The following is a 25,916-nucleotide window of genomic DNA, read 5'->3' on the forward strand; positions in this document are numbered from 1 at the left end:
CAACGCTTGTGTGAATCAACATGGCAGAAATTAAAAACTACACCCTGAACTTTGGACCGCAGCACCCTGCGGCTCACGGCGTTCTTCGATTGGTGCTCGAGCTTGACGGTGAGGTGGTGCAGCGCGCCGACCCGCACATTGGTCTCTTGCACCGCGCCACCGAAAAGTTGGCCGAAACCAAAACCTACATTCAGTCCTTGCCCTACATGGACCGCCTGGACTATGTGTCCATGATGTCCAATGAGCATGCTTACTGCTTGGCCATTGAAAAGCTCTTGGGCATTGAGGTGCCCGAGCGTGCGCAGTACATCCGCGTCATGTTCTCCGAAATCACGCGATTGCTCAATCACCTCATGTGGTTGGGCTCACACGCCAACGATTGCGGTAGCTCCACGGTCTTGATCTACACCTTCCGCGAGCGCGAAGATTTGTTCGACATGTACGAGGCCGTCTCTGGTGCCCGTATGCACGCCGCTTATTTCCGACCCGGTGGTGTGTACCGTGATTTGCCAGACACCATGGCGCAGCACCAAGCCAACAAAATTCGCAACGCCAAAGCCATTGCCGAATTGAACGTCAACCGTCAAGGTTCCTTGCTGGACTTCATTGAAGACTTCACGCAGCGTTTTCCCAAGTGCATCGACGAGTACGAAACATTGCTCACCGACAACCGCATTTGGAAGCAGCGTACCGTGGGCGTGGGCGTCGTTTCCCCAGAGCGTGCCATCAATTTGGGTATGTCGGGTCCGATGCTCCGCGGTTCGGGCATCGCCTGGGATTTGCGCAAAACACAGCCCTACGATGTCTATGACAAAGTCGAGTTCGATGTGCCCGTGGGCAAAACAGGCGACAGCTACGACCGTTACTTGGTTCGCATGCAAGAGATGCGCGAATCGAACGGCATCATTCAGCAATGTATCAAGTGGTTGCGCGCCAATCCGGGCCCTGTCATTACCGACAACCACAAAGTGGCGCCGCCATCACGCGAGTCCATGAAGTCCAACATGGAAGGTTTGATTCACCACTTCAAACTTTTCACAGAAGGTTTCCACGTGCCCGAAGGCCAAGCGTATGCGGCCGTAGAGCACCCCAAAGGTGAGTTTGGTATTTACCTCGTCAGCGATGGCGCCAACAAACCTTACCGCCTCAAAATCCGTGCCCCGGGCTATGCCCATCTGGCGACCCTTGATGAAATGGCCCGTGGCCACATGTTGGCCGACGCAGTGGCCATCATTGGAACCATGGACATTGTGTTTGGAGAGATTGACCGATGATCTCTGATGCGACCAAAGCCCGCTTCGCACGCGAAGTGGCCAAATTTCCTGCCGATCAAAAGCAATCCGCCGTCATGGCTTGCTTGTCCATCGTGCAACAAGAGCTCGGCTGGGTCAGCCCCGAGAGCGAAAAAGTGGTGGCCGACTACTTGGGCATGGCGCCCATGGCAGTGCATGAAGTCACTACCTTTTACAACATGTACAACCAGCAAAAGCTGGGCAAGTTCAAACTGAACGTTTGCACCAATTTGCCTTGCCAATTGCGCGGCGGTCAACAAGCTTTGGCCCACTTGCAAAAGCGTTTGGGCATTCAGTCGGGCGAAACAACGGTCGATGGCCTGATCACATTGCAGCCTAGCGAGTGCCAGGGTGCTTGTGCCGATGCACCCGTGTTGTTGGTCAACGACCGCACCATGTGCAGCTTCATGAGCAACGAAAAGCTCGATGAGTTGGTCGATACATTGCAAAAATCTGGAGGCGCAGCATGAGCGCTGATTTGAATCAGTTGTTGTCGCGTTTTGCGGCCACTGGCCAAGAAACCTCGTTCCACGAGCGCCACATCAATCCCCAAATTTTGGCGGGATTGAATGGCAAAAACTGGAGCCTCAAAGACTACGAAGCACGTGGTGGCTACCAAGCCCTGCGCAAAATTTTGGGCAAAGATGGCGGTGAAGGTCTGACGCAAGATCAGGTCATTGCCACCGTCAAAGAGTCCGCATTGCGCGGCCGAGGCGGTGCGGGTTTCCCCACCGGCTTGAAGTGGAGCTTCATGCCCCGCCAGTTCCCAGGCCAAAAGTATTTGGTTTGCAACTCAGACGAAGGTGAGCCTGGCACTTGCAAAGACCGCGACATCATGCAATTCAATCCGCACGTCGTGATTGAAGGCATGGCCATTGCGGCGTATGCCATGGGCATCAACGTGGGTTACAACTACATCCACGGCGAAATTTTCCAAACCTACGAACGCTTCGAAGCCGCGCTAGAAGAAGCCCGCGCTGCAGGCTATCTGGGCGACAAGATCATGGGCAGCAGTTTCAACTTCCAGTTGCATGCATCTCATGGTTTCGGTGCTTACATCTGCGGCGAAGAAACCGCTTTGCTCGAATCCTTGGAAGGCAAAAAAGGCCAACCTCGCTTCAAGCCACCATTTCCTGCAAGCTTCGGTTTGTACGGCAAGCCCACCACCATCAACAACACCGAAACTTTTGCAGCGGTTCCTTGGATCATTCGCAATGGCGGTCAGGCGTATTTGGAATGTGGCAAGCCCAACAACGGTGGCACCAAGATCTTCTCTATTAGCGGTGACGTAGAGCGCCCTGGCAATTACGAAATTCCGCTGGGCACTTCATTTGCCAAGCTCTTGGAGTTGGCCGGTGGTATGCGGGGTGGTCGCAATTTGAAAGCGGTTATTCCTGGCGGTTCATCGGCCCCCGTGTTGCCTGCCAACATCATGATGGACATCACCATGGACTACGACGCCATTGCCAAGGCTGGCTCTATGCTGGGTTCTGGCGCGGTCATCGTCATGGACGACACACGTTGCATGGTCAAGTCCTTGCAACGCTTGTCTTATTTCTACTCCCACGAATCATGTGGCCAATGCACACCTTGCCGTGAAGGTACTGGTTGGTTGTGGCGCATGGTCGATCGCATCGAAAATGGCCAAGGCCGCGCAAGCGACCTCGACCTCTTGAACTCGGTGGCAGACAACATCCAAGGCCGCACCATTTGCGCTTTGGGTGATGCCGCCGCCATGCCTGTGCGCGGAATGATCAAACATTTCCGCCACGAATTTGAGTACCACGTTGAGCACAAGACCTGCATGGTCCCCGCTTACGTTTGAGACGGCAGATCACCATGGTTGAAATTGAACTAGACGGTAAAAAAGTTGAGGTCTTAGAAGGCAGCATGGTCATGCATGCCGCAGAAAAGGCCGGTACTTACATTCCTCACTTCTGCTATCACAAGAAATTGAGCATTGCGGCCAACTGTCGCATGTGCTTGGTCGATGTCGAAAAAGCACCCAAGCCAATGCCTGCCTGTGCGACGCCCGTCACACAAGGCATGGTGGTGCGCACCAAGTCAGACAAAGCCATCAAGGCCCAAGAGTCTGTGATGGAATTTTTGCTCATCAACCACCCCCTCGATTGCCCCATTTGCGACCAAGGCGGTGAATGCCAGTTGCAAGATTTGGCTGTCGGTTATGGCGGCAGCAAGTCACGCTACGAAGAAGAAAAGCGTGTGGTGTTCCACAAAGATGTGGGCCCGCTCATCAGCATGCAAGAGATGAGCCGTTGCATTCACTGCACACGTTGCGTTCGCTTCGGTCAAGAAGTGGCCGGCGTCATGGAATTGGGCATGTCTCACCGCGGTGAGCATGCAGAAATCGAAACCTTCGTGGGCCAATCGGTTGACTCTGAGCTCTCAGGCAACATGATCGACATTTGCCCCGTGGGCGCTCTCACCAGCAAGCCATTCCGTTACAGCGCCCGCACATGGGAACTGTCACGTCGCAAATCTGTGGCACCTCACGATTCATCAGGTGCCAACCTGGTGGTTCAAGTCAAGAACAACGAAGTGCTGCGTGTGGTGCCTTTGGAAAACGAAGACGTCAACGAGTGCTGGATTGCCGACCGCGATCGCTTCTCTTACGAAGCACTCAACAGTGCCGATCGTCTGCGCGCTCCCATGATCAAACAGGGGGGCGAGTGGAAAGAAGTCGACTGGCAAACCGCCTTGGAATATGTGGCCAACGGTTTGAACCAAATCAGCAAAGACTATGGTGCCAGCAGCATCGGTGCTTTGGTCAGCCCACACAGCACGCTCGAAGAGTTGCATTTGGCCAGCACCTTGGTTCGCTCTTTGGGCTCTGACAACATCGATTACCGTCTGCGCAATGCCGAGTTTGCCAAAGCAGAAGGCGTGCGCTACTTAGGTACTTCCATTGCCAGCTTGTCTCAGCTCCAACGTGTGTTGGTGGTGGGCAGCAACTTGCGCAAAGACCATCCGCTGTTTGCACAGCGCATTCGTCAAGCACAACGCCATGGTGGTCAAGTCAATGTCATTACCTCCAAAGCCTTGTTCAATGGCGCTGATGCATGGGCCATGCCTATCAAGCAAGCCGATGTACAAGAAGCCAGTGCTTGGGCGCAAAGCTTGGCCAATGTGGCCGCAGCCATTGCAGCAGAGAAGGGCGTCACAGCCCCTGCCAATGGACAAGCCACACCAGAAGCACAAGCCATTGCCAAGTCCTTGATGGGCGGCGATCGCAAAGCCATTCTCTTGGGCAACTCGGCAGCTCACCACGCCAACGCCTCTAGCTTGCTCAGCTTGGCCAAATGGATTGCCGACAACACAGGTGCTACTTACGGCTACCTCACAGAAGCCGCCAACACAGTGGGTGCCCAGTGGGCCAAAGCTCAGCCACAGTCAGGCGGCTTGAATGCTGCCCAAATGTTGGCCGGTGGTTTGAAAGCTGCTTTGCTTCTCAACACAGAACCTGTTGAAGATTCAGCAGCGGGTGCCAAAGCCGTGGCAGCCTTGGCTGCCATGCAAATGGTCGTCACACTCAGCCCCTTCAAAACCAACATGGCTTTCTCAGACGTGTTGCTGCCCATTGCACCGTTCACAGAGACATCCGGTAGCTTTGTCAATGCAGAAGGTCGCTTGCAAAGTTTCCACGCGGTAGTCAAGCCTTTGGCCGAAACCCGTCCGGCTTGGAAAGTGTTGCGCGTGTTGGCCAACATGCTCGGTTTGCCGCAGTTGGCTTTTGAAACATCACAAGATGTGTTGAAGCAAATCAGTGCCACACCTTTGAACCTCAGCAATGCTTGTGGTTCTGAAGTTCGTTTGGCGGGTGACGTGGACACGCCTTGTGTGGCCTCTATTTATCAACTCGACAGTTTGGTGCGCCGCGCACCTTCACTGCAATTGACGGCCGATGCTAGAAATGCACAGGCTGTTGCAGAAGGAGTGCACGCATGATTGACGCGCTGTACAACAGCGGCTTGAATGCCGTTTCTGCCACTTGGTGGGCCACCATGGCTTGGCCTGTCTTGTGGATTTTGATCAAAATTGTTTGTATCTTGGCACCCCTCATGGGCGCTGTGGCTTACCTCACGCTGTGGGAGCGCAAGCTCCTGGGCTTCATGCAAGTTCGCATGGGCCCTAACCGTGTAGGCCCCTTTGGTTTGCTGCAACCCATTGCCGACGCCATCAAGTTGCTCACCAAAGAAATCATCACGCCCTCTGCTGTGGCCCCTGGTTTGTTCCGTTTGGGCCCCATCATGGCCATCATGCCCGCCTTGGCGGCGTGGGTGGCTATTCCGTTTGGCCCTGAAGTGGCACTGACCAACATCAATGCAGGTTTGTTGTTGGTCATGGCCATCACCTCTATTGAGGTCTACGGCGTCATCATTGCGGGTTGGGCCTCCAACTCCAAGTACGCTTTCTTGGGTGCTTTGCGTGCATCTGCGCAAATGGTCAGCTATGAAATTGCCATGGGCTTCTGCTTCTTGGTGGTCATCATGGTCACTGGCAGCATGAACCTCACCGAAATTGTGTTGGGTCAAGGCAAAGGCGAGATGGCCACGATGGGCCTCAACTTCCTGTCTTGGAACTGGTTGCCCTTGTTCCCCATTTTCATGGTCTACCTGATTTCTGGCGTGGCCGAAACCAACCGTCACCCGTTTGACGTGGTGGAAGGCGAAGCCGAGATTGTGGCGGGCCACATGGTCGAGTACTCCGGCATGGGCTTTGCCATCTTCTTCTTGGCCGAATACGCCAGCATGTGGTTGGTGTCCATTTTGGCCGTCATCATGTTCTTGGGTGGCTGGATGTCCCCCATCGACAGCGCCCTGTTCAACATGATCCCTGGTTGGATTTGGCTTGGCATCAAGACCTTCCTCGTGGTCTCGATGTTCATTTGGATTCGCGCTACTTTCCCGCGCTTCCGCTATGACCAGATCATGCGTTTGGGTTGGAAGATTTTTATTCCAGTCACCTTGGTGTGGCTGTTGATTGTGGGCGCGTGGTTGCATTCGCCTTTGAATATTTGGAAATAACCGGGTTAAGACATGTCTACAGTGGCTGTATCCAATTTTTCGCTCAAAGACTTCCTCAAAAGCTTCATGCTGTTTGAGTTGGTCAAGGGCATGGCCTTGACGGGTCGTTATGCATTCCGTCGCAAAGTAACTTTGCAATTTCCCGAAGAGAAGACGCCTTTGTCACCTCGCTTCAGGGGCTTGCATGCACTGCGCCGCTACGAAAATGGCGAAGAGCGATGCATCGCTTGCAAGTTGTGCGAGGCAGTCTGCCCCGCCATGGCCATCACCATTGAATCTGATGTGCGCGCCGATGGTTCACGCCGCACCACACGCTATGACATCGATTTGACCAAGTGCATCTTCTGTGGGTTCTGCGAAGAAAGCTGTCCCGTCGATTCCATCGTCGAAACGTCCATCTTGGAATACCACGGCGAGAAACGCGGCGACCTGCACTACACCAAAGAGATGCTTTTGGCTGTGGGCGATCGTTACGAAAAAGACATTGCTGCTGCCAAAGCGGCAGATGCTAAGTACCGTTGATCGGCTGAATTTACAAAAACTAACAAGCGACAACCCATGGACGTCAAAACTGGTTTCTTTTATCTCTTCTCGGTGGTGCTCTTGTTTGCATCTTTCCGAGTCGTGACGGCGCGCAACCCCGTGCATGCTGTCCTGTTCCTCATGTTGGCATTTTCACAAGCATCTGGTTTGTGGTTGCTCTTGCAAGCCGAGTTCTTGGCCATGACTTTGGTCTTGGTTTACTTGGGCGCTGTGATGGTGCTGTTCTTGTTCGTGGTCATGATGTTAGACATCAACTTAGACACCCTGCGTGCGGGTTTTTGGAAGCACTTTCCACTGGCGGCCACATTAGGTGCTTTGGTGGCACTCGAAATGGCTGCCGTGTTGATGAGCGGTTTCAGAATTTCTGATGCGCCCAAAGTCGCGCTTGCTGTGGGCCAAGTGGTCCCTGAAATTTCAAACAGCAAGGCGCTCGGTATTTTGCTTTACACCGAATACCTCATGCCCATTCAAGTGGCTGCGGCCATTTTGTTGGTGGCCATGATTGCCGCCATTGCCCTGACATTGCGCGAGCGCAAGGACAGCAAAGCCATCAACGCATCAGAGCAGGTTCATGTCCGTGCTGCCGACCGCTTGGTAGTGGTCAAGATGGATGCCGTAAAAGTAGGGGAGGCGCCCAAAGCGCCTGAAGCGCCAGCCGAAGCCGAAGCTGTCGCTCCGAAGGAGACTAAATAATGACTTTAACGCTTGGACACTATTTGTCATTGGGTGCCATGCTGTTTGCATTGGCCGTCATCGGTATTTTCTTAAACCGCAAGAACCTCATCGTGTTGTTGATGGCCATTGAGTTGATGCTCTTGGCTGTGAACATGAATTTTGTGGCCTTCTCCCACTACTTGGGTGACATGCACGGACAAGTCTTCGTGTTTTTCATCCTTACAGTGGCAGCGGCCGAGTCCGCCATTGGTTTGGCCATCTTGGTGCTTTTGTTCCGCAACTTGAACAGCATCAACGTGGACGAACTCGATTCGCTCAAGGGTTAAGAGGTTAAAAAATCATGAGCCAAACCCTCTACGCTTCTACGCTGCTGGCAGTGCCACTGGCCCCCTTGGTGGGGGCTGCACTGGCCGGTATCTTTGGTACCAAGTTCGGTGGCAACTGGATCGGTCGCCGCCTGACACACACGCTCACTATTTTGGGTGTGCTGATTGCTTTCATATTGTCAGCCTCTACGCTCAAGAGCGTGGTGGTCGATGGCGCCCGCTTTAACGAAACCCTCTACACCTGGATGGTGGTGGGTGGTCTCAAAATGGAAGTGGGCTTCTTGGTCGATGGCCTGACCGCCATGATGATGTGCGTCGTCACCTTTGTGTCGCTCATGGTGCACTTGTACACCATCGGTTATATGGACGAAGACGAAGGCTACAACCGTTTCTTTGCCTACATCTCTTTGTTCACCTTCTCCATGTTGATGCTGGTTATGAGCAACAACATGCTCCAACTGTTCTTCGGTTGGGAGGCGGTGGGCTTGGTGTCTTACTTGCTCATTGGTTTCTGGTACAACAAACCCACAGCCATTTTTGCCAACATGAAAGCCTTCTTGGTCAACCGTGTGGGTGACTTTGGTTTCATCTTAGGCATTGGCCTGATTGCCGCTTTTGCAGGCACCCTGAATTACACAGAAGCATTTGCCAAAGCCGCCGACCTTAGCGCACTGACATTGCCTGGTACCTCTTGGATGTTGGTCACGGTCATTTGTATTTGTTTGTTCATTGGCGCCATGGGCAAATCAGCCCAGTTCCCCCTGCACGTCTGGTTGCCAGACTCCATGGAAGGCCCAACACCGATCTCTGCCTTGATTCACGCAGCGACCATGGTGACTGCTGGCATTTTCATGGTGGCCCGCATGTCGCCCTTGTTCGAGTTGTCTGATACCGCTCTGAACTTCATCATGATCATCGGTTCTATTACCGCCTTGTTCATGGGTTTCTTGGGCATCATTCAAAACGACATCAAGCGCGTGGTGGCCTATTCCACGCTGTCTCAGTTGGGTTACATGACTGTGGCTTTGGGTGCTTCTGCTTATTCTGTGGCGGTGTTCCACCTCATGACGCACGCATTCTTCAAGGCCTTGTTGTTCTTGGGCGCGGGTTCGGTCATTATGGGCATGCACCACAACCAAGACATCCGCTACATGGGCGGCGTGCGCAAGTACATGCCCATCACTTGGATCACATCCTTGCTCGGTTCATTGGCTCTGATTGGCACGCCTTTCTTCTCAGGCTTCTACTCCAAAGACAGCATCATTGAAGCTGTCCACGAGAGCCACTTGGCGGCCGCTGGCTTTGCCAACTTTGCGGTGCTGGCAGGTGTGTTCGTTACTGCCTTCTACTCATTCCGCATGTACTTCTTGGTGTTCCATGGCAAAGAGCGCTATGACCAGAACCCTGATGCACACCATGGACATGACGACCATCACGACGACCACGGTCACGACAGCCATGCACCGCATGAGTCGCCCTGGGTGGTTACAGTGCCCCTCATTTTGTTGGCCATCCCCTCAGTGGTGATTGGTTACATGACCATCGACCCCATGTTGTTTGGCGAGTTCTTCAAAGACGCCATCTTTGTCGATGCCGACAAACATCACGCCATGAAAGATTTGGCTGAGGCCTTCCACGGTCCTGTGGCCATGGCCTTGCATGCTGTTTCGACAGCGCCGTTCTGGCTGGCTTTGGCCGGTGTGGTGGTTTCTTGGTACATGTACCTCATTAATCCAGCCGTGCCTGCTGCCATTGGCCGTGCGCTGTGCCCCTTGGTGGTCATCTTGGAAAACAAGTACTACATGGATTGGATCAACGAAAACATCTTGGCCCGCGGTGCGCGCGCCTTGGGTACAGGCCTCTGGAAAGTTGGCGATCGCACCTTGATCGACGGCTTGTTTGTGAATGGCTCTTGGAAGCTCGTGGGGATGGTTTCAAACTGGACTCGCAAGTTGCAAACGGGCTTTTTGTACCACTACGCCTTGGTGATGATCTTGGGTATCTTTTTGCTCATGACGTATTTCGTCTGGCTCAACAAATAAGGAAGTAACAAAATGGGATTGTTGAGCCTTGCCATTTGGACGCCTATCGCGTTCGGCATTGTTTTATTAGCTTTGGGCCGCGACGAGCAAGCTGGCACTGTGCGCTGGGTTGCACTTGTTGGTTCTATCGTCAGCTTCTTGGTCACGCTGCCTTTGTACAGCGGTTTTAAGTTAGACACAGCTGCCATGCAGTTTGTCGAAAAAGCCTCTTGGATTGAGCGCTTTAACGTCAACTACCACCTGGGTGTCGATGGCATCTCCATGTGGTTTGTCATTCTGACAGCATTCATCAACGTGATTGTGGTCATTGCGGGTTGGGAAGTCATCACGCGCAAAGTCAACCAGTACATGGCCGCTTTCTTAATCCTCTCCGGATTGATGATTGGTGTGTTCTCTGCGTTGGACGGATTGCTGTTCTACGTGTTCTTTGAAGCGACGCTTATTCCAATGTACTTGATCATTGGTATTTGGGGCGGTCCTAACAAGATCTATGCGGCTTTCAAGTTCTTCTTGTACACCTTGTTGGGTTCACTGCTGACATTGATTGCCTTGATCTACTTGTACATCCAGTCGGGTGGCAGCTTTGACATTGCGGCATGGCACAAATTGCCTTTGTCTGCTACGGCACAAAACTACTTGTTCTTTGCCTTCTTTGCAGCCTTCGCGGTCAAGGTGCCAATGTGGCCAGTCCACACTTGGTTGCCCGATGTACACGTTGAAGCGCCTACCGGTGGCTCGGCTGTGCTGGCCGCCATCATGTTGAAACTGGGTGCCTATGGCTTCCTGCGTTTCTCTATGCCAATTGCCCCTGATGCAGCGCGAGAGTGGGCTACCTTCATGATCGTCTTGTCTTTGGTGGCGGTGGTCTATGTGGGCTTGGTGGCCATGGTTCAGCAAGACATGAAGAAGCTGGTGGCTTACTCATCAGTGGCACACATGGGCTTTGTCACCTTGGGCTTCTTCATCTTCAATCCGCTGGGTGTTTCTGGCGGTTTGGTGCAAATGATTGCGCATGGCTTTGTGTCCGCTGCCATGTTCTTGTCCATTGGTGTGTTGTACGACCGCGTGCACTCCCGGGAAATTTCAAGTTATGGCGGGGTGGTTAACACCATGCCAAAGTTTGCAGCCTTCGCTTTGTTCTTTGCCATGGCCAATTGCGGCCTGCCAGGTACAGCTGGTTTTGTCGGCGAGTGGATGGTCATCTTGGGTGCTGTGAAGTTTGACTTTGTGGTGGGTCTGTTGGCAGCTTCTGCCTTGATCTTTGGTGCTGCTTACACCTTGTGGATGTTCAAGCGCGTGTACTTGGGTCCCGTCACCAACGATGACGTCAAGGAACTCACCGACATCAATGCCCGTGAATTTGTGGTCATGGCTTTGTTGGCCATCGCAGTTTTGTACATGGGCTTGTACCCCAAACCTTTCACCGATGTGATGGAAGTCTCAGTGGCCAATTTGTTGCAGCACGTGGCTGCTTCTAAATTGCCTTGATCCCCATTGCTCCGCTGAAACTTAAAGAATAGAGAGAATTGACATGATTGACTCAACCAGCTGGATGACGGTGTATCCGGAAATCGTGTTGTTGGTCATGGCCTGCGTGATTGCGCTGGTCGACCTGCTGGTCACAAGCCCTAAACGAACTGTGACCTATGTACTGACTTTGGTGTCGCTGGGTGGCGTGGCATTGCTGCATGCTTTTTATGCGGACGCTGGACACACTTTGTATGGCTTTGGCCGATTGGTCGTGTCAGACCCAATGGGACATTGGCTCAAGTGTTTTGCCACCATTGCCGTGATGGTGACCTTGGTCTATGCACGTCCCTACGCAGCCGATCGTGACATGTTGCGCGGTGGTGAAATTTTCAGCTTGTCCGTGTTTGCTTTGCTCGGTATGAGCGTCATGATCTCAGGTCAAAACTTCTTGATCTTGTATTTGGGCCTCGAGTTGCTCACGCTGTCTAGCTACGCGTTGGTGGCTTTGCGCCGCGACAACACCCAAGCCACGGAAGCGGCCATGAAATATTTTGTGCTGGGTGCCATGGCCTCTGGCTTCTTGTTGTACGGCATGTCCATGTTGTACGGCGCCACAGGTTCATTGGACTTGGCCACGGTATTCAAAGTGATTGCCAGCGGTCAAGTGAAGCACCAAGTCTTGGTCTTTGGTTTGGTCTTTGTGGTGTCTGGTTTGGCTTTCAAACTGGGTGTGGTGCCATTCCATATGTGGGTCCCTGACGTTTACCAAGGCGCCCCCACAGCGGCCACCCTCATGATTGCAGGCGCCCCCAAATTGGCAGCCTTTGCCATTGTCATTCGCATGTTGGTGGAAGGCTTGCTGCCGTTGGCCATCGACTGGCAACAAATGTTGGCGCTGCTGGCCATTGCTTCTTTGCTGGTCGGTAACTTGGCAGCCATTGCCCAAACCAACCTCAAGCGCATGTTGGCTTACTCCACCATTGCGCAAATGGGTTTCGTCCTCATTGGCTTGATGTCCGGTGTGGTCAGTGGCAATGCGGCCATGGGCGCCAATGCCTACAGCTCTGCCATGTTCTACGTCGTGGGTTATGTCCTGACCACTTTGGCCACCTTCGGCATCATTCTTCTGTTGGCCCGTCAAGGCTTTGAAAGCGAAGAGATTACCGACTTGGCTGGTTTGAACAATCGCAGCCCTTTGTATGCTGGCGTGATGGCCATCAGCATGTTCTCTTTGGCAGGCATCCCGCCTATGGTGGGTTTCTATGCCAAGCTGTCGGTGTTGCAAGCTTTGGTGGCTTCAGGTCATACGGCTGACATTGCATTGGCTGTTTTTGCTGTGGCCATGTCTTTGGTTGGCGCGTTCTATTACTTGCGTGTTGTCAAGGTCATGTACTTTGATGAGGCTGTAACAGCCACCACGGTGTCTGCCGATACCGATGTTCGCGTGGTGTTGTCCCTGAATGGTTTGTTGGTCCTTGTTTTGGGCATTGTGCCCGGTGCGTTGATGTCATTGTGCGCTCGCTCAGTGACCCAGATGCTGGCCAACTGAACATGAACAATCAGGTGGATGCACATCTGATTGAAACCAAGCTAAAGAGCCAAGAGCTCTTTAGCGGGCATTTTCTTCACGCGTTTCGTGACACGGTTGCCTTGCCCGATGGCTCGGAGGCAACGCGTGAATACTTTGTTCACCCCGGTGCGGTCATGATCATTGCCATGCTGGAAGAGCCTGGCCAACCGCTGCGCTTGGTGATGGAAAGACAATACCGTTACCCCGTGCAACAGGTCATGATTGAATTTCCTGCGGGCAAGTTAGATCCCAATGAATTGACCCTTCAGTGTGCTCAGCGTGAACTGTTTGAAGAAACGGGATACCGTGCAAAGCAATGGGCCAAAGCTGGCGTGATGCACCCTGTCATTGCTTACTCCACAGAGTTCATTGAAGTCTGGTTTGCCAAAGACTTGAGTTTGAGCGAACGTCAGTTAGACGAGGGTGAGTTTTTGGAAGTGTTTTTACAAACACCTGAAGGTCTGCAACAAGATTGTCTCAATGGCAAAGTAACAGATGCCAAAACATTAACTGGCATGTTCTGGTTACAAAACGTCTTGCAAGGCAAACACGCGCTGGAATGGGTCAGTGCTTCATGAAAGTATTGAACCTTCAATGTGGCGGTATGCACACCTTCGAGGGCTGGTTTGGCTCTGAGGAAGATTACCAATCGCAGCGCGAAAGAGGCTTGGTTGCCTGTCCCATGTGTGCCGATACCGAAGTGCGCAAATTGCCATCGGCCCCTCGTTTGAATTTAGGCGCCGCAGAGCCTCGTCAGTCCAAACCAGTGCCTCAAGAATCGTCTTCTGTAACCACGGGTGCTGTGACACCTTCGACCAATTTAGCCGCTAAGCCCGCAGCAGAAACCGTTGCCTCCAGCTTGGCTCAAGTTCATCCTGAAGCGGCAGAGATGGTACAAGAAGCTTGGATGAAGATGGTCAAGCACGTCATTGCCAATACGGAAGATGTCGGACAAAACTTTGCAGATGAAGCACGCAAGATTCATTACGGTGAATCTGAAGAGCGCAACATCCGGGGGCAAGCCTCGGTGGAAGAAACAAAAGACTTGATAGAGGAGGGCATTGACGTGTTGCCCTTGCCCATGCCTGATGCGCTCAAGGGTGGACTGCAGTAGTTGCTTAACTTAGCAATTCATTCAGTGCTTCATTTGGCGTTGAATTAGCGCTCCTTGAATCTAATCATCAAGCGCCATACCAATCTTTAACTGCCGCCACATAACGCTGCACCCCTTCCGCCACACTGGCGGCTTCCAGAGCCCCATACGACAGGCGCTGGTAATTGGCTTCATGGGTTTGCGTCAGTCCAAAAGCAAAGCCAGGAATGGACGCTACTTTGAACTTTTCTGTCATGGCCCGATTGAAGGCGATGGGCTCGATGCCTGGCGCCAAACCTGGCAGTTTCATTAGCACATAAAACGCACCTTGCGTTTTGGGAAACTGTACCAAGTCGCCCAAACCTTCTAGGGCTTGGTAAACCGTTTGACGTACTTGACTCAGTGCTTGTACCTTGGGTTCAACCCATGGTCTGCCTTTTTTGAGCGCCTGCAATGCCAACAATTGGGAGGGCATGGGCGCACAGATCAGATTGGTGTCTTGCACCTTGTTCATGGCATCAAACAATTTGGCTGGAAACACCACATAGCCCACACGCCAACTGGCCATGCCATAGTTTTTGGACATGGAATAAAAAGACAAGGTGTGCTTCATGGCACCTGGAATGCTGGCGGGTGAGAAATGCTTGACGCCCTCATAGGTGAAATATTCATAAGCCTCGTCACTGAAGTGGTAGAGGCCATGCTGAGCGCACAAAGCGTTGATGGCGCGCAGAGAAGCTTCTGAGTAAACAGCCCCAGTGGGGTTGTTGGGCGACACCGTGATGATGGCCCGCGTGCGGGGTGTGATGGCTGCGGCCATGGCTTCAACGTTCAGGCTCCAGTCTTCGTTGGCAGGAACCGGCACGGGCACACAGCCACACATGCGGATGGCCATCTCTTGATTGAAATAAAACGGCATGGGCAAGATGAATTCGTCACCGGGGTCGGCTACTGCCAACACCGAATTCAAAAAGGCCATGTTGCTGCCAGCTGTGACCATCAACATGGCGTCTGTGCCCAGTTGCACTTGGTTTTCTTGTGCCAGTTTGGTTTGAATGGCTTCAACCAATCCTGGGTGGCCACTGACGCCTAAGTATTTGTGCAAACTGCCATCGCCCATCATGCCAGGCAGGGCTGCAATGGCTTCAGCGGGTGGGCCGTAATTGACCACGCCTTGTCCTAAGGAAATGGTGCCAGGATTGTTTCTGACCAGGGCCGCGATGGTGGGGATGATGGGGGTGTCGACCCCGTCCATGCGTAGGGAATTGATTTGCATTTTGAAACGATATTGCGTTAAGCCAAGACTGTGCGTGATCAGTCGCGTTACATCAGATTATGGCTTGCCAAGAGCAGTCTTGCTGAGGCAGCGGGAAACGTTAATATGCGGCCTAGGGACATGCATTGAAATGCTAATCGTTTGAATTGAATGGGAGACTGGTTTGAAATACAAAGTTGAAGAATTGAAATTGTTTGCAAGGTCGTTGCTTGAAGCCATTGGTTTGGATTCTGACAAATCAAAAGCGGTCGGCGACATCTTGGTAGAAGGTGATTTGTTGGGGCACACCACCCACGGATTGGGTTTGTTGGGTCCGTACTTGGCCGAATTGGAATCGGGAAAAATGAACAAAGAGGGCTTGCCCGAAGTGGTGTCAGACTTTCCTGCTGCCATGACCTGGGATGGCAGGCGTCTGCCGGGTCCTTGGCTTGTCTTGCGTGCCATGGACATTGCAATCGAAAGAGCTAAAAAGCAAGGCACCGGCACGGTAGTGATCAAGCGGAGTCACCACATTGCCTGCTTGGCCGCTTACCACCAGCGGGCCACAGACCAAGGCATGCTCTTGTCTTTGCATTGCTCAGACCCCAACAGCAGCAGCGTGGCGCCGTTTGGCGGGCTGGATCCAGTCTTCACGCCCAACCCCGTTTCATTTGGCATTCCAAGTTCCAAGCAGCCCATCCTGGTGGACGTTTCAACATCTGCCACCACCAACGGCATGACCAACCGATTGTTCAATGAGAAAAAAATGTTGCCGGCTGCATGGGTCATGGATGGGCATGGCAAAGCCAGTGTTGATCCTGGCGTATTGTTTGCCGAACCCAAAGGCACCATCTTGCCATTGGGTGGCATGGACTCAGGTCACAAGGGCTACGGCTTGAGTTTGATGGTGGAAGCCATGACGGGCGGCTTGGCAGGCCATGGCCGCGCAGATCCTGCAGAGGGTTGGGGTGCCACGGTCTTTTTGCAAATCATCGACCCACAAGCTTTTGCAGGCTTGGAAGCATTTGAGCGGCAACTTGATCACGTGATTGAACGCTGCCAAAACTCAAAGCCTGCAAAGCAGGAAGAGAAGGTTCGCTTGCCTGGTGAGCGGGGTCTTCAGCACCAAGCCACAAGTGAGTTGCAGGGCTTGCAACTCTACCCCAGCATCATGCCAAGCTTGACCCCTTGGGCTGAGAAACTTCGGGTAGAAGTTCCTCAAGCAGTTTGAGTTTTGGATGGTTTGAACAACAACTTGGCCAGCAACGGCCAAGTCCAAACCAGAAGGCACACCACTGCCAAGCCCAGCGCAATGGGGCGTGCCAAGAACGCGCCCAAATCGCCGTTGGACTTGATCATGGAGGTGATGAAGTTCTCTTCCAGCATGCCGCCCAACACCACACCCAATATAGCGGGGGCAATAGGGAATTTGTTGGCTTCCAAAATGTAGGCCAAGATGCCGGCCACCAACATGATGCCCACTTCAAACATGGAATTGTTGATGGCAAAAGTGCCCACCACACAGAACAGCAAAATCAGTGGCATGAGCACTTCGCGAGGCACCAACAAAATTCGCTTGGCCACCTTGATGCACAAGATGCCCAATGGAATCATGATGATGTTGGCAATGATGAACAGCAAAAATACCGCATAGATATTTTGCGGGTTGGTGGTGAACAGGGCAGGCCCAGGGTTCATGTTCTTCATGTACAAGACGCCAATCACAATGGCAGTGATGGAGTCGCCTGGAATGCCAAACACCAAGGCGGGAATCCAGGCGCCGGCCAATGCACTGTTGTTGGCAGAGCCAGATTCGACAATGCCCTCAACGTGACCTGTGCCAAACTTTTCAGGCTCTTTGGAAAACTTTTTGCTCATGGCGTAGGACATCCACGCGGCAATGTCTGCGCCTGCCCCTGGCAATGCGCCCACGGCGGTGCCCAAAACGCTACCCCGCATAATTTGCTTTGGATATTTTTTAGCCAGTGCCCATTGACCTGACAGCACACTGCCTACTTTTTCGACCACCAACTCGGCGGGGGGACTGGTATCGACCACAAAGCGAATGATTTCTGAAATGGCAAACATGCCAATCATCATGGCGATCATGCCGATACCGCCGGTCATTTCGGCATTGCCAAATGTAAAGCGCGGGAAGCCAGCAGGATTGCCTAACCCTACGCATGCCACCAACAAGCCAAGCAACAAGGTGACGATGCCTTTGAGGGGGTGATCTGAGGTGATGAAAACGGCGCAAGTTAAACCCAGCAAGACCAACCAGAAATATTCGAAGGAGCTGAAATTCAGCGCAAAGTCGGCCAACACCGGCGCAGCAAGGATCAAAACGACAGTTCCAAACAAGCCGCCTACCGCCGAAAACACCAAACCTGCGCCAAGCGCAACTTCTGCTTGCCCTTTTTTGGTCATGGCAAACGCTTCGTCGGTGTATGCGGCTGAGGCCGGTGTGCCTGGAATTCTCAGAAGACAGCCAGGAATGTCACCAGAAAAAATGGCCATGGCCGTGGCTGTGACCATGGCTGCAATGGCCGGAATAGGCGGCATGAAAAAAGTAACGGGAACCAACAAAGCCGTGGCCATGGTGGCAGTCAGCCCAGGCACTGCACCCACAAACAGTCCGTAAAAAGCGGCGGCCACCATCACCATCAGGGTGTAGGGCTCGAAGACCATCGAAAAGGCTTGACCAATGGCTGTCCACATAGGGAGGCTCCTAATTCATGCGACTGACTGAATAAGCGATGTGAACGATGTCACCAAGCCCAAGGTGTGAGAACTCCCCAAGGAAGGGGAACTCGAAGTAGTTTGTAGAAGGCAAAGTGCACGACAAAAGTTGCCACAAAGGCCACAATTAAATTGCGACGCCAGCTGACGCCCAAGGCCTTGAACAAAGCCAGCAACATGAGAAAACTGGTGGGTAAGAAGCCGAGCGAATTTGCAAATGCAATGTAGAAAATGACCGCGCCCAACAAGACCGAGAGGGCAATGACATGTCGGGGTGAATGGACCCAATCTTCCCAGGCAAACCATGCAGTTGAGGCCTGCTGCCTGATACCTTTGATGACAAGCATGACGCCGGTGATGCAAAGACCGACTGCAATGAGTCCTGGAAAGAGGGCCGGCCCAACAGGCTGCCCCGGAATATTGGGAAACCCTCTCACGGCAAAGAGCACCGAAGTGCCCAATGCCAGAAAGATCAGTCCAAATATCGTGTCATGTATCTTCATGAGCTTATTTGACCAAGCCGACAGCTTTCATGGTCGCGCCCAATTCGGTGTTGGACTTGACCATGAACTTGGCGAAGTCATCGGGACCCGCATAGATGACGCCAAAGCCACGGCTGGCCATGAATTCGTTGTACTCTTTGCTGGCAGCCACTTTGCGCACAGCTTCTGCCAACTTGTCGCGGACAGGTGCTGGCAATCCTTTGGGGGCCACAATGCCGCGCCATGCGGCCATGGTCCAGTCGCTGCCAGTAGCAGCCTTCAGGGTTGGCACGTTGGGGTACAAAGCGGAGGGCTTGTCGTTCATGATGGCCAAGCTTTTGACTTTGCCAGCGTCAATCAATGAGCGCGCTTCGGGCAAAGAAACAGGGGCCACTTCAATGCCGCCTGCCACCATGTCTTGCAGGCCGGGTGCAGCGCCATTGCTTGGAACCCAAGGCAATGCGGCAGGGTCAATTTTTTGATCACGCAAGAGGCCCGCGATGGCTAAGTGCCAAATGCCGCCTTGACCGGTACCAGAGGCTTTGAATTTGCCGGGGTTGGCCTTGATGGCCGCCAACAGTTCGTTCACAGACTTGTAGGGCGAATCGGCGCGCACTTGAACACCCGCTGGGTCGGCATTGACCAAGCCAATGGGGGTGTAAGAAGCGCTAGTGAGGTCGGTTAAACCTTGCCAATGCATCATGCCAATTTCGACAGTGGCCAAGCCAATGGTGTAGCCGTCGGGTTGTGCGGAGGCAATGGCTGCATGGCCGACCACGCCGCTGCCGCCTGTGCGGTTCACCACAGTCACGGGTTGACCCAAGTCTTTTTCAAGCAGGCTGCCAATGATGCGGGCTGTAGCATCGGTGCCGCCGCCAGCGCCCCATGGGACGATGAGGGTAATAGGCCGTGCGGGATAGTTTTGGGCGACTGATTGCAGGGCACTCAAGACACCCAGCATGCCCAAAAGAGCGCTAGCCAATAAACGACGGCGGGGTAATGCAAACATAACTCACTCCTAAACAAGTTGATTGGAACAAAAATTTGCTAACCAACGCAACTTACGCTCTTTTTTTTAATTAGGCATTAGGGTCAACCCAAAGATCTCAAGATCTTTCATTTCAAAAATAGGACAGCCGTGTATTAAAGTCCGACCTCTATGAACAGTTTTGAAACTTGGGGCTCAACCCTGTTACCCAGCATCGAATTGCTGGCCACTTTGGCTTTTGCACTGTCCGGCATCATGGAGGCGGCACGCAAACGGATGGACGTTGTGGGCGTTTGTGTCGTGGGCTTTTTGGCCGCTTTTGGCGGTGGTACTTTGCGCGACATCTTGCTCGATCAACGGCCTTTTTTCTGGGTCGAAAACGAGCTTGTTTTATGGGCAGTTTTGGGATTGTGTATTTTGGCCATTAGCTTCATGCGTCAAAGGCACTTTCAGTTAACCGAGAAGACCATCCAGTGGCCAGATACCTTGGGCTTGGGTTTGTTTACGGCATCTGGCGTGGCGCAATCTTTGGCTCTGGGTTTGTCGCCAACTGTGGCCATTTTGATGGGCACCATCACAGGAATTTTTGGCGGTGTGCTGCGCGATATTGTGTGCAACGAAATACCCGTGTCTTTCAAAGACCACAGGCCATACGCACTGTGTTCTGTGGCGGGTGGTGTGGTCTATATTGTGTTGGATGCGCTGGAGTCAGAGGCCTGGTTTTGCATGACGGTTTGCGCTTTGGTGACTGTCGTGTTTAGATTGTTGGCCATCTGGAACAACTGGGTATTACCAGCTTGGCGCAAAGATTGATTTGAATTTGGGTTGCTTGCAAGACCTTGATCAATCTGATCTGCTGAGTATTCATGTTCAAGACCTTCGTGCAAGCGGTAAATTCAAAAGCAAATTTTGCGGTTTGATTTTGAGTAAGTTTTGCGGGTCCATGGCCATGGCCAGGTACACCGGTTTGCCGCTTACTTCCTGCAACATGTCACTGGCGTTGTCAAAGTTCAGGACAAACAAACACAGCATGCGACGCTGGCGGTCTTCATCAATGCTTTGACCGTTGTACAAATCATTCAGCATGCTGCTGGCCTGGGCATCGAGGCCCACGTGCCAAACCCAATGCACATCTTCAATTTCGCGAGCCGTGACAATGCGCACAGTGGCACTGGTGAAGTGGGCGATCCAGCGTTCGAGCACGCGGCAAAAAGCATCGATGAGGGGCTGTCCTAAATTGAGGCAGGCCACCATATCAAAGCGTTCGCTGCGCTCCCAATAGGTGTCTTCGTTGCTGTCTTGAATGACGTCCAGGTCGACGCTGCGCAGGGGAATGCCGCCTTGCTTGAGCAATTCACCTAAGCTGCCAAAGCCGCTTTCAAGCGCATGGCGTTCGACCGTCTCGTGATCGGCCGCCATCACGGAGCCATCTTCTAAAACCGAAATTTTCTGCGTTCTAAACAGCAATTCAGCAGCGCGCGCTTCTAAGGGGGCGCAGTCGTCGCCCAAAATGTGTTGCACCAAGACTTGGGTAATTTGATTGACCAAGATGGGCGGCACATCAACGCCTTGGCCCTCAAACAAAGCCCAGTAACTGGCTTCTAGGGTGGCGTGGGCCAGAATTCGATTGCGAAAACGCAGCCAGACGGCCATGTTGTCGGCGGCATCGCGATCTTCAACCTGGGCCAAGTCGGCGGTTTGCAAATCAAGACGCGGATTCTCTAGCAAGCGCTCATGAATTTGAATTTCATGTTTGCAAGAGCTTTCAATGGGCGCCAATTCGGGACGCAGCAACAACACCCGAAGAAAATCGTCGGTGACGATGAGATGACCCCGCGGGTCTTTCTTCAGTTGTGCATAACCCGCTTGTGGCCAAAGACTTTGCGAAGAATCACTCATCGTTCAGAAGCTATTGATGATCAAACAGGTTTTTTGCCACGAGGAATCACAGCCGTGATTTTTTGAACCGGACGCTCTGTGTCAACCACGATGGTTTTAGGTGGTGAGGTGTCCTTCTTGGGTTTCTTGGACTCTTTGTTTGATTTTTGTTGACCTTTGGCCATAGGAACACCTTGAGCTAATAAAACACACAGTTTAAGCGAGGCACCCTCAATGCCCACGGTGCAAGGCCATTTGAAGCGGCATATTCAGGGTTTGTCATGACAATATGTCACATTCCTGCCAATGAGGTCGAAGTCTCAAGCTCAGGCTCAGGCTCAGGCCAGTTGGGCATCAACCCACTTCAGCGCTTGGGGCAAGACTTCGGCGCCATCTGCCTGCAAAACACTTCGGTCCGGCATGCTTCTTAACCAGGTAAGTTGCCGTTTGGCCAATTGCCGGGTCGCAAAGACACCTCGATCCCGCAGTTCGGCCATGGGCATGCTGCCATCCAAAGCTTCCCAGGCTTGGCGATACCCAACGCAGCGCATGGCGGGCAAATCAATTTGCAAATCGCCGCGGGCGCGCAAGCGTTTGACTTCGTCTAAAAAACCGTGTGCCAGCATGTCGTCAAAGCGTTGTTCTATGCGTTTGTGCAACCAAGCGCGATCGAGCGGCTCAAGGCTGAGCATGGACACGTTGTGAAAATTAAGTTCGTTCGATAGATCTGTATCGATCCTGTCCGTGTTTATGTTTGTATTGCGTTGAAAACTCGACAGAGGCTTGCCAGAGATTTTGAAAACTTCCAGCGCTCTTGAAATGCGTTGGCTGTCGGCTGGTGCCAGCCGAGCGGCAGTGACAGGATCGACGGCTTGAAGTTGGGTGTGCATGGCCGGCCAACCCACAACTTCTGCCTCTGCCTGGATGTGGGCTCTGATGGCGGGGTCTGCCGCGGGCATGTCGTTCAAGCCTTCAAGCAAAGCTTTGAAGTAAAGCATGGTGCCCCCCACCAGCAGAGGAACTTTTCCCCGACTGGCAATGTCTTTGATACAGACCAAAGCATCGCGCGCAAATTCTGCGGCACTGTAGGCGTTGAGGGGATCGCGAATGTCAATCAAGTGATGCGGTACGGCGGCCAATTCTGCGGCTGTGGGCTTGGCTGTGCCAATGTCCATGCTTTTGTAAACCAAAGCTGAATCGACACTGATAATTTCTGCACCACCTCTTGGCTTGAGGTGCGCGGCAATGGCCAATGCCAAGCCCGTTTTACCGCTGGCTGTTGGACCGGCAATGGCGATGGCACGCACTTTCATAGGGACTGTGGGGCCGCTTCAGTTTGAGCGACTGGCGTCACGGGTACTTTTTGAAGCAATGGAATTTTGCGGACGGCAAAAAAAGCAATCGAAGCTAAGCAAGCTGACCAAAGCATGATGCCGTTTGCCATGGCCAAGAGGGGATCTGTCATGTGTGTGCCGATCCAAGTCCCCATACCAAAAGCCACTAACATCATGGATGTGCCATTGAGGGCGGAGGCTGTACCGGCCATCTCTGGAAAGGGCGCAACGCAGCCGCTTTGACCGCAAGGCTGATGCACGCCATGGGCCAATAAAAAGAGGTTGACAGGCAGCATCACAACCCATGCGCCAAACCATGGCTGACCCGGTCCAACATAAGCCACAAGCATCAAAAGAACACCTGCAAATAAACTGACAAAGCTGGCCATGAACACACATTGTTGGACGCTGAAACGCAGTAGCAGCCAGCGACAAAAAAAGGTGCCCAGGATATAAGAAAGTGACATGGAGAACATCAGCAAGCCATAGACCGTCTTGCTCAGCGCCATGCTTTGGGTGAACACAAATGCAGAGGTGGCTAAAAATGTGAAAAGACCTGCAAAGGAAGCGGTCGATAAAGCGCTATAGGCTTGAAAGGTGGGATTGCGAACAATGTGCTTAACTGAGGTCCACAAAGTTTTGATTTGAAATACCTTCGGATTTTTTTGCAGCAAACTTTCTTCGAAAAAAAAGTAAATCAAAACACCGGTGACGACTGCAAACAAGACCAAACTGCTAAGTGCCCAACGCCAGCCCAGCAGGTCTGTCAGAAACCCACCCACCGGCACGCAGGTGCAAGCAATAACACCCAATCCAGAAAGCGCCTGCGACATGATCTTGGCGCCTTGCACAGGTTCGTACAAATCACGAACGATAGCGCGCGCGGCCATGACGCATGCACCCATGGCAATACCTTGTAGCGTTCGTCCTACGATCAAAGTTTCGATGTCAGGCGCCAGGATGCAAGCAATGGCAGCTGCGGCGTACACACCAATACCGCCCAACAACACGGGTCGACGCCCCCATTTGTCAGACAGTGGACCCCAAACCAGCTGCGAAGTGCCAAAGGCCAGCAGCAAGGCCGTGAGGGTGAGTTGTGCTTGGACCATGCTGGCGCCAAAGCCTTGGGTTAACACCGGCAATGCTGGGAGATACAAGTCGGTGGTCACCGGCTGAAGGCCGAGTAACAAGGCCAGTAGCAGCACCGTCATGCCTTGGCTGCGAGTGCTAGGTTGAAGGGCGTAGGACATCAACGACCTCGCAAAAACAAGGCGTCTAATTCACGCATGCTGACTTGTCGCCAAGTAGGGCGGCCGTGGTTGCATTGGTCCGAACGCTCAGTGGCTTCCATCTGACGCAGCAGCGCATTCATTTCGTCTAGGGTCAATTTGCGATTGGCACGCACGGCACCATGGCACGCCATGGTGGCCAAAATTTCGTTTTGAGCGCGTTGCACTACAGTGGCTGCATCGTGTTGGGCCAGCTCTGCCAACACGCTTCTGGCTAGCTCCACGGCATCGCCTTGTGCCAAGGTGGTGGGCACAGCGCGCACCGCCAAAGTTTTGGCGGACAAAGTGGAGACTTCAAGCCCCAGTTGCAACAACACATCTGTGCAATTTTCAGCCGTGGTTATTTCTTGCGGCGTCGCTGCAAAGGAGGCCGGAATCAAAAGCGGTTGACTGGTGATGTGGGTGGTGTCGAGTTGATTTTTTAAACGCTCATACACAATGCGCTCGTGGGCTGCGTGCATGTCCACCACCACCAAACCTTGGCTGTTTTCTGCCAAGATGTAGACGCCTTGAAGTTGCGCAACGGCGCGGCCGAGGGGCCAATCTTGTGAGGCGTCCAACGTCTGAGAGGCAGGCGCTGAATTCGCTCCAGCTTGCTGCGTGAATGCAGGCTTGCTTTCTTCTACTTGATTGCCATTCAGATTGCCATTCAGGTTGCCGTTCAAGTTATCGTTGAGGTGACTGTTTCCCCACAATGCTTTGAGCTCTGCCATGGCTTTGGCCGAATCTGCCGACGTGTTGCTGGCGCCAAATGCCATACCACGTTGCGTCCACGCGCTTTGCGTGGGCGCTGAGTTGGGCGAGGGGCTCAAGAAAGAACGGTTGATGTCTTCGGCTGTGCTTGAAGGCAATGCAGCAGAACCACCTGGCAACATTTGGGCACGAGGCACCGCCAGAGCACGCTCAATGGCATGGCGCATGGCTTGATGGACTTCTCGGCTGTCGCGAAAGCGCACTTCAATTTTGGTGGGATGCACGTTGACGTCCACACGGGTGGGGTCCATTTGCAGGTAAAGCACATAAACAGGTTGGCGCTGGCCATGCAATACATCCTCGTAGGCGCTGCGAGCGCCATGGGTGATGACTTTGTCGCGAACAAAGCGGCCGTTGACATATGCAAATTGTTGGTCGGCACGCGCACGGGCTGCATCGGGCGTGCCCGCACGACCACGAACATGAACAGGACCCGATCTGAAATCAATGTTGACAGACGAGGCGACAAAATCTTCGCCTAAGACATCGGCCAAGCGTTGGTTCCATCCGGCTTCACCAGGGTGGCTGCGCCACTGTTCCACAATTTTGCCTTCGTGCCAGATGGCAAAGCTGACTTCCGAGCGAACCAAAGCATGGCGTCTAACGGCTTCAATGCAATGCGCCAGTTCGGTGTTTTCAGACTTCAGAAAATGACGGCGAGCAGGCGTTGAAAAAAACAACTCTTTCACTTCCACTGTGGTGCCAATGGCGCGAGCGGCAGGCCGCACTTCACCGGTTTGGCCATCAAGGAAGAAAGCGCTTGCAGCGCCTTCTGTGCGCGACAACAGACTCATTTCTGAAACTGAATTGACCGCCGCCAAAGCCTCGCCTCGAAAGCCCATGGTGGCCACAGATTCCAAATCTTCTAGGCTGTCTATTTTGCTGGTGGCGTGGCGTTTGAGAGCCACTGGCAATTCTTCAACGGGAATGCCGCAGCCATCGTCTTCAACCGAGATCAGGCGGACGCCACCCCCCAAAAGGCGCAGGGTAATGTGACGCGCACCTGCATCCAAGGCATTGTCGACCAGCTCTCGCACAACAGACGCTGGACGCTCAATCACCTCGCCGGCGGCGATCTGGCTAATCAGCACATCGGGAAGTTCTCGGATGGTTCTGCGGGCTTGGGGCTGTGTCATCCTCAA

Annotated in this window: 24 protein-coding genes; 15 read left to right on the plus strand and 9 right to left on the minus strand. The window is 53.2% G+C overall.

The window, feature by feature from the left end; all coding sequences use genetic code 11:
• Nucleotides 1-20: 20 nt before the first annotated feature.
• The 13 genes from AMM03_RS09980 to AMM03_RS10040 are packed head-to-tail and all read left to right on the plus strand — an operon-like array spanning nucleotide 21 to nucleotide 14,077.
• Nucleotides 21-1,274: an NADH-quinone oxidoreductase subunit D gene (locus tag AMM03_RS09980; protein WP_090131146.1), complete on the plus strand. Its 1,254-nt coding sequence runs from the start codon at nucleotides 21-23 to the stop codon at nucleotides 1,272-1,274.
• Entirely contained in the window at nucleotides 1,271-1,762 is a 492-nt protein-coding gene (gene nuoE / locus AMM03_RS09985) for an NADH-quinone oxidoreductase subunit NuoE (protein ID WP_090131148.1), read from the plus strand. Before AMM03_RS09980 ends, nuoE begins: the two co-directional genes overlap by 4 nt.
• Complete coding sequence (nuoF, locus tag AMM03_RS09990) at nucleotides 1,759-3,117, plus strand: NADH-quinone oxidoreductase subunit NuoF (RefSeq protein WP_090131150.1); 1,359 nt, start codon at nucleotides 1,759-1,761, stop codon at nucleotides 3,115-3,117. Before nuoE ends, nuoF begins: the two co-directional genes overlap by 4 nt.
• 14 nt (nucleotides 3,118-3,131) lie before the next feature.
• Complete coding sequence (gene nuoG / locus AMM03_RS09995) at nucleotides 3,132-5,258, plus strand: NADH-quinone oxidoreductase subunit NuoG (RefSeq protein WP_090131152.1); 2,127 nt, start codon at nucleotides 3,132-3,134, stop codon at nucleotides 5,256-5,258.
• Nucleotides 5,255-6,337, plus strand: a complete 1,083-nt coding sequence (gene nuoH / locus AMM03_RS10000; RefSeq protein WP_090131154.1) for an NADH-quinone oxidoreductase subunit NuoH — start codon at nucleotides 5,255-5,257, stop codon at nucleotides 6,335-6,337. The genes nuoG and nuoH overlap by 4 nt, the downstream gene beginning before the upstream one ends.
• Nucleotides 6,338-6,349: 12 nt before the next feature.
• The gene (gene nuoI, locus AMM03_RS10005) at nucleotides 6,350-6,859 is read left to right on the plus strand and encodes an NADH-quinone oxidoreductase subunit NuoI (protein ID WP_090131156.1); all 510 of its coding nucleotides are present in this window, start codon (nucleotides 6,350-6,352) and stop codon (nucleotides 6,857-6,859) included.
• 36 nt (nucleotides 6,860-6,895) lie between these two features.
• A complete protein-coding gene (locus AMM03_RS10010) occupies nucleotides 6,896-7,573 on the plus strand; it encodes an NADH-quinone oxidoreductase subunit J (protein WP_090131157.1) in 678 nt (225 codons plus the stop codon).
• Nucleotides 7,573-7,881: an NADH-quinone oxidoreductase subunit NuoK gene (nuoK, locus tag AMM03_RS10015; RefSeq protein WP_090131159.1), complete on the plus strand. Its 309-nt coding sequence runs from the start codon at nucleotides 7,573-7,575 to the stop codon at nucleotides 7,879-7,881. Before AMM03_RS10010 ends, nuoK begins: the two co-directional genes overlap by 1 nt.
• 14 nt (nucleotides 7,882-7,895) lie before the next feature.
• Entirely contained in the window at nucleotides 7,896-9,923 is a 2,028-nt protein-coding gene (gene nuoL / locus AMM03_RS10020) for an NADH-quinone oxidoreductase subunit L (RefSeq protein ID WP_090131161.1), read from the plus strand.
• 12 nt (nucleotides 9,924-9,935) lie between these two features.
• Entirely contained in the window at nucleotides 9,936-11,411 is a 1,476-nt protein-coding gene (locus AMM03_RS10025) for an NADH-quinone oxidoreductase subunit M (protein WP_090131163.1), read from the plus strand.
• Between the two features lie 43 nt (nucleotides 11,412-11,454).
• Nucleotides 11,455-12,942: an NADH-quinone oxidoreductase subunit NuoN gene (gene nuoN / locus AMM03_RS10030; protein WP_090131165.1), complete on the plus strand. Its 1,488-nt coding sequence runs from the start codon at nucleotides 11,455-11,457 to the stop codon at nucleotides 12,940-12,942.
• Between the two features lie 2 nt (nucleotides 12,943-12,944).
• Complete coding sequence (locus tag AMM03_RS10035; RefSeq protein ID WP_090131167.1) at nucleotides 12,945-13,541, plus strand: NUDIX domain-containing protein; 597 nt, start codon at nucleotides 12,945-12,947, stop codon at nucleotides 13,539-13,541.
• The gene (locus AMM03_RS10040) at nucleotides 13,538-14,077 is read left to right on the plus strand and encodes a DUF1178 family protein (RefSeq protein ID WP_090131169.1); all 540 of its coding nucleotides are present in this window, start codon (nucleotides 13,538-13,540) and stop codon (nucleotides 14,075-14,077) included. The genes AMM03_RS10035 and AMM03_RS10040 overlap by 4 nt, the downstream gene beginning before the upstream one ends.
• A 67-nt stretch (nucleotides 14,078-14,144) precedes the next feature.
• Here AMM03_RS10040 and AMM03_RS10045 read toward each other — a convergent pair whose 3' ends face one another.
• Nucleotides 14,145-15,332, minus strand: a complete 1,188-nt coding sequence (locus AMM03_RS10045) for a pyridoxal phosphate-dependent aminotransferase (RefSeq protein WP_090131171.1) — start codon at nucleotides 15,330-15,332, stop codon at nucleotides 14,145-14,147.
• A 163-nt stretch (nucleotides 15,333-15,495) separates the two neighbouring features.
• On the opposite strand from AMM03_RS10045, the gene AMM03_RS10050 reads away from it, so the two are divergent.
• Nucleotides 15,496-16,542: an Ldh family oxidoreductase gene (locus AMM03_RS10050; RefSeq protein ID WP_090131173.1), complete on the plus strand. Its 1,047-nt coding sequence runs from the start codon at nucleotides 15,496-15,498 to the stop codon at nucleotides 16,540-16,542.
• On the opposite strand, the gene AMM03_RS10055 is transcribed toward AMM03_RS10050, so the two are convergent.
• The 3 genes from AMM03_RS10055 to AMM03_RS10065 are packed head-to-tail and all read right to left on the minus strand — an operon-like array spanning nucleotide 16,530 to nucleotide 19,541.
• Nucleotides 16,530-18,029: a tripartite tricarboxylate transporter permease gene (locus AMM03_RS10055; RefSeq protein ID WP_090131175.1), complete on the minus strand. Its 1,500-nt coding sequence runs from the start codon at nucleotides 18,027-18,029 to the stop codon at nucleotides 16,530-16,532. The genes AMM03_RS10050 and AMM03_RS10055 overlap by 13 nt on opposite strands.
• Nucleotides 18,030-18,079: 50 nt before the next feature.
• The gene (locus tag AMM03_RS10060; RefSeq protein WP_090131177.1) at nucleotides 18,080-18,553 is read right to left on the minus strand and encodes a tripartite tricarboxylate transporter TctB family protein; all 474 of its coding nucleotides are present in this window, start codon (nucleotides 18,551-18,553) and stop codon (nucleotides 18,080-18,082) included.
• 4 nt (nucleotides 18,554-18,557) lie between these two features.
• Nucleotides 18,558-19,541 carry a tripartite tricarboxylate transporter substrate binding protein gene (locus tag AMM03_RS10065; protein ID WP_090131179.1) on the minus strand — a complete coding sequence of 328 codons (984 nt, stop codon included), beginning with the start codon at nucleotides 19,539-19,541 and terminating at the stop codon, nucleotides 18,558-18,560.
• 150 nt (nucleotides 19,542-19,691) lie between these two features.
• On the opposite strand from AMM03_RS10065, the gene AMM03_RS10070 reads away from it, so the two are divergent.
• Nucleotides 19,692-20,333 (plus strand): trimeric intracellular cation channel family protein, encoded by a 642-nt coding sequence (locus tag AMM03_RS10070; RefSeq protein ID WP_090131181.1) that lies wholly within the window; start codon nucleotides 19,692-19,694, stop codon nucleotides 20,331-20,333.
• 57 nt (nucleotides 20,334-20,390) lie between these two features.
• On the opposite strand, the gene AMM03_RS10075 is transcribed toward AMM03_RS10070, so the two are convergent.
• The 5 genes from AMM03_RS10075 to mutL all read right to left on the minus strand — a co-directional run bounded on the left by AMM03_RS10075 (nucleotide 20,391) and on the right by mutL (nucleotide 25,910).
• Nucleotides 20,391-21,419: a DUF6352 family protein gene (locus AMM03_RS10075; protein WP_228764646.1), complete on the minus strand. Its 1,029-nt coding sequence runs from the start codon at nucleotides 21,417-21,419 to the stop codon at nucleotides 20,391-20,393.
• Between the two features lie 20 nt (nucleotides 21,420-21,439).
• Entirely contained in the window at nucleotides 21,440-21,583 is a 144-nt protein-coding gene (locus tag AMM03_RS14175; protein WP_194942849.1) for a hypothetical protein, read from the minus strand.
• Between the two features lie 153 nt (nucleotides 21,584-21,736).
• Nucleotides 21,737-22,711, minus strand: coding sequence for a tRNA (adenosine(37)-N6)-dimethylallyltransferase MiaA (gene miaA / locus AMM03_RS10080; protein WP_090131182.1), 975 nt, complete (start codon nucleotides 22,709-22,711; stop codon nucleotides 21,737-21,739).
• On the minus strand, nucleotides 22,708-23,982 hold the full coding sequence (locus tag AMM03_RS10085) for a Bcr/CflA family efflux MFS transporter (RefSeq protein WP_090131184.1): 1,275 nt from the start codon (nucleotides 23,980-23,982) through the stop codon (nucleotides 22,708-22,710). Before AMM03_RS10085 ends, miaA begins: the two co-directional genes overlap by 4 nt.
• Nucleotides 23,982-25,910 (minus strand): DNA mismatch repair endonuclease MutL, encoded by a 1,929-nt coding sequence (gene mutL / locus AMM03_RS10090; RefSeq protein ID WP_090131186.1) that lies wholly within the window; start codon nucleotides 25,908-25,910, stop codon nucleotides 23,982-23,984. Before mutL ends, AMM03_RS10085 begins: the two co-directional genes overlap by 1 nt.
• Nucleotides 25,911-25,916: the final 6 nt, after the last annotated feature.

The organism is Limnohabitans sp. Rim11 (assembly GCF_001269365.1).
Lineage (GTDB): Bacteria > Pseudomonadota > Gammaproteobacteria > Burkholderiales > Burkholderiaceae_C > Limnohabitans_A.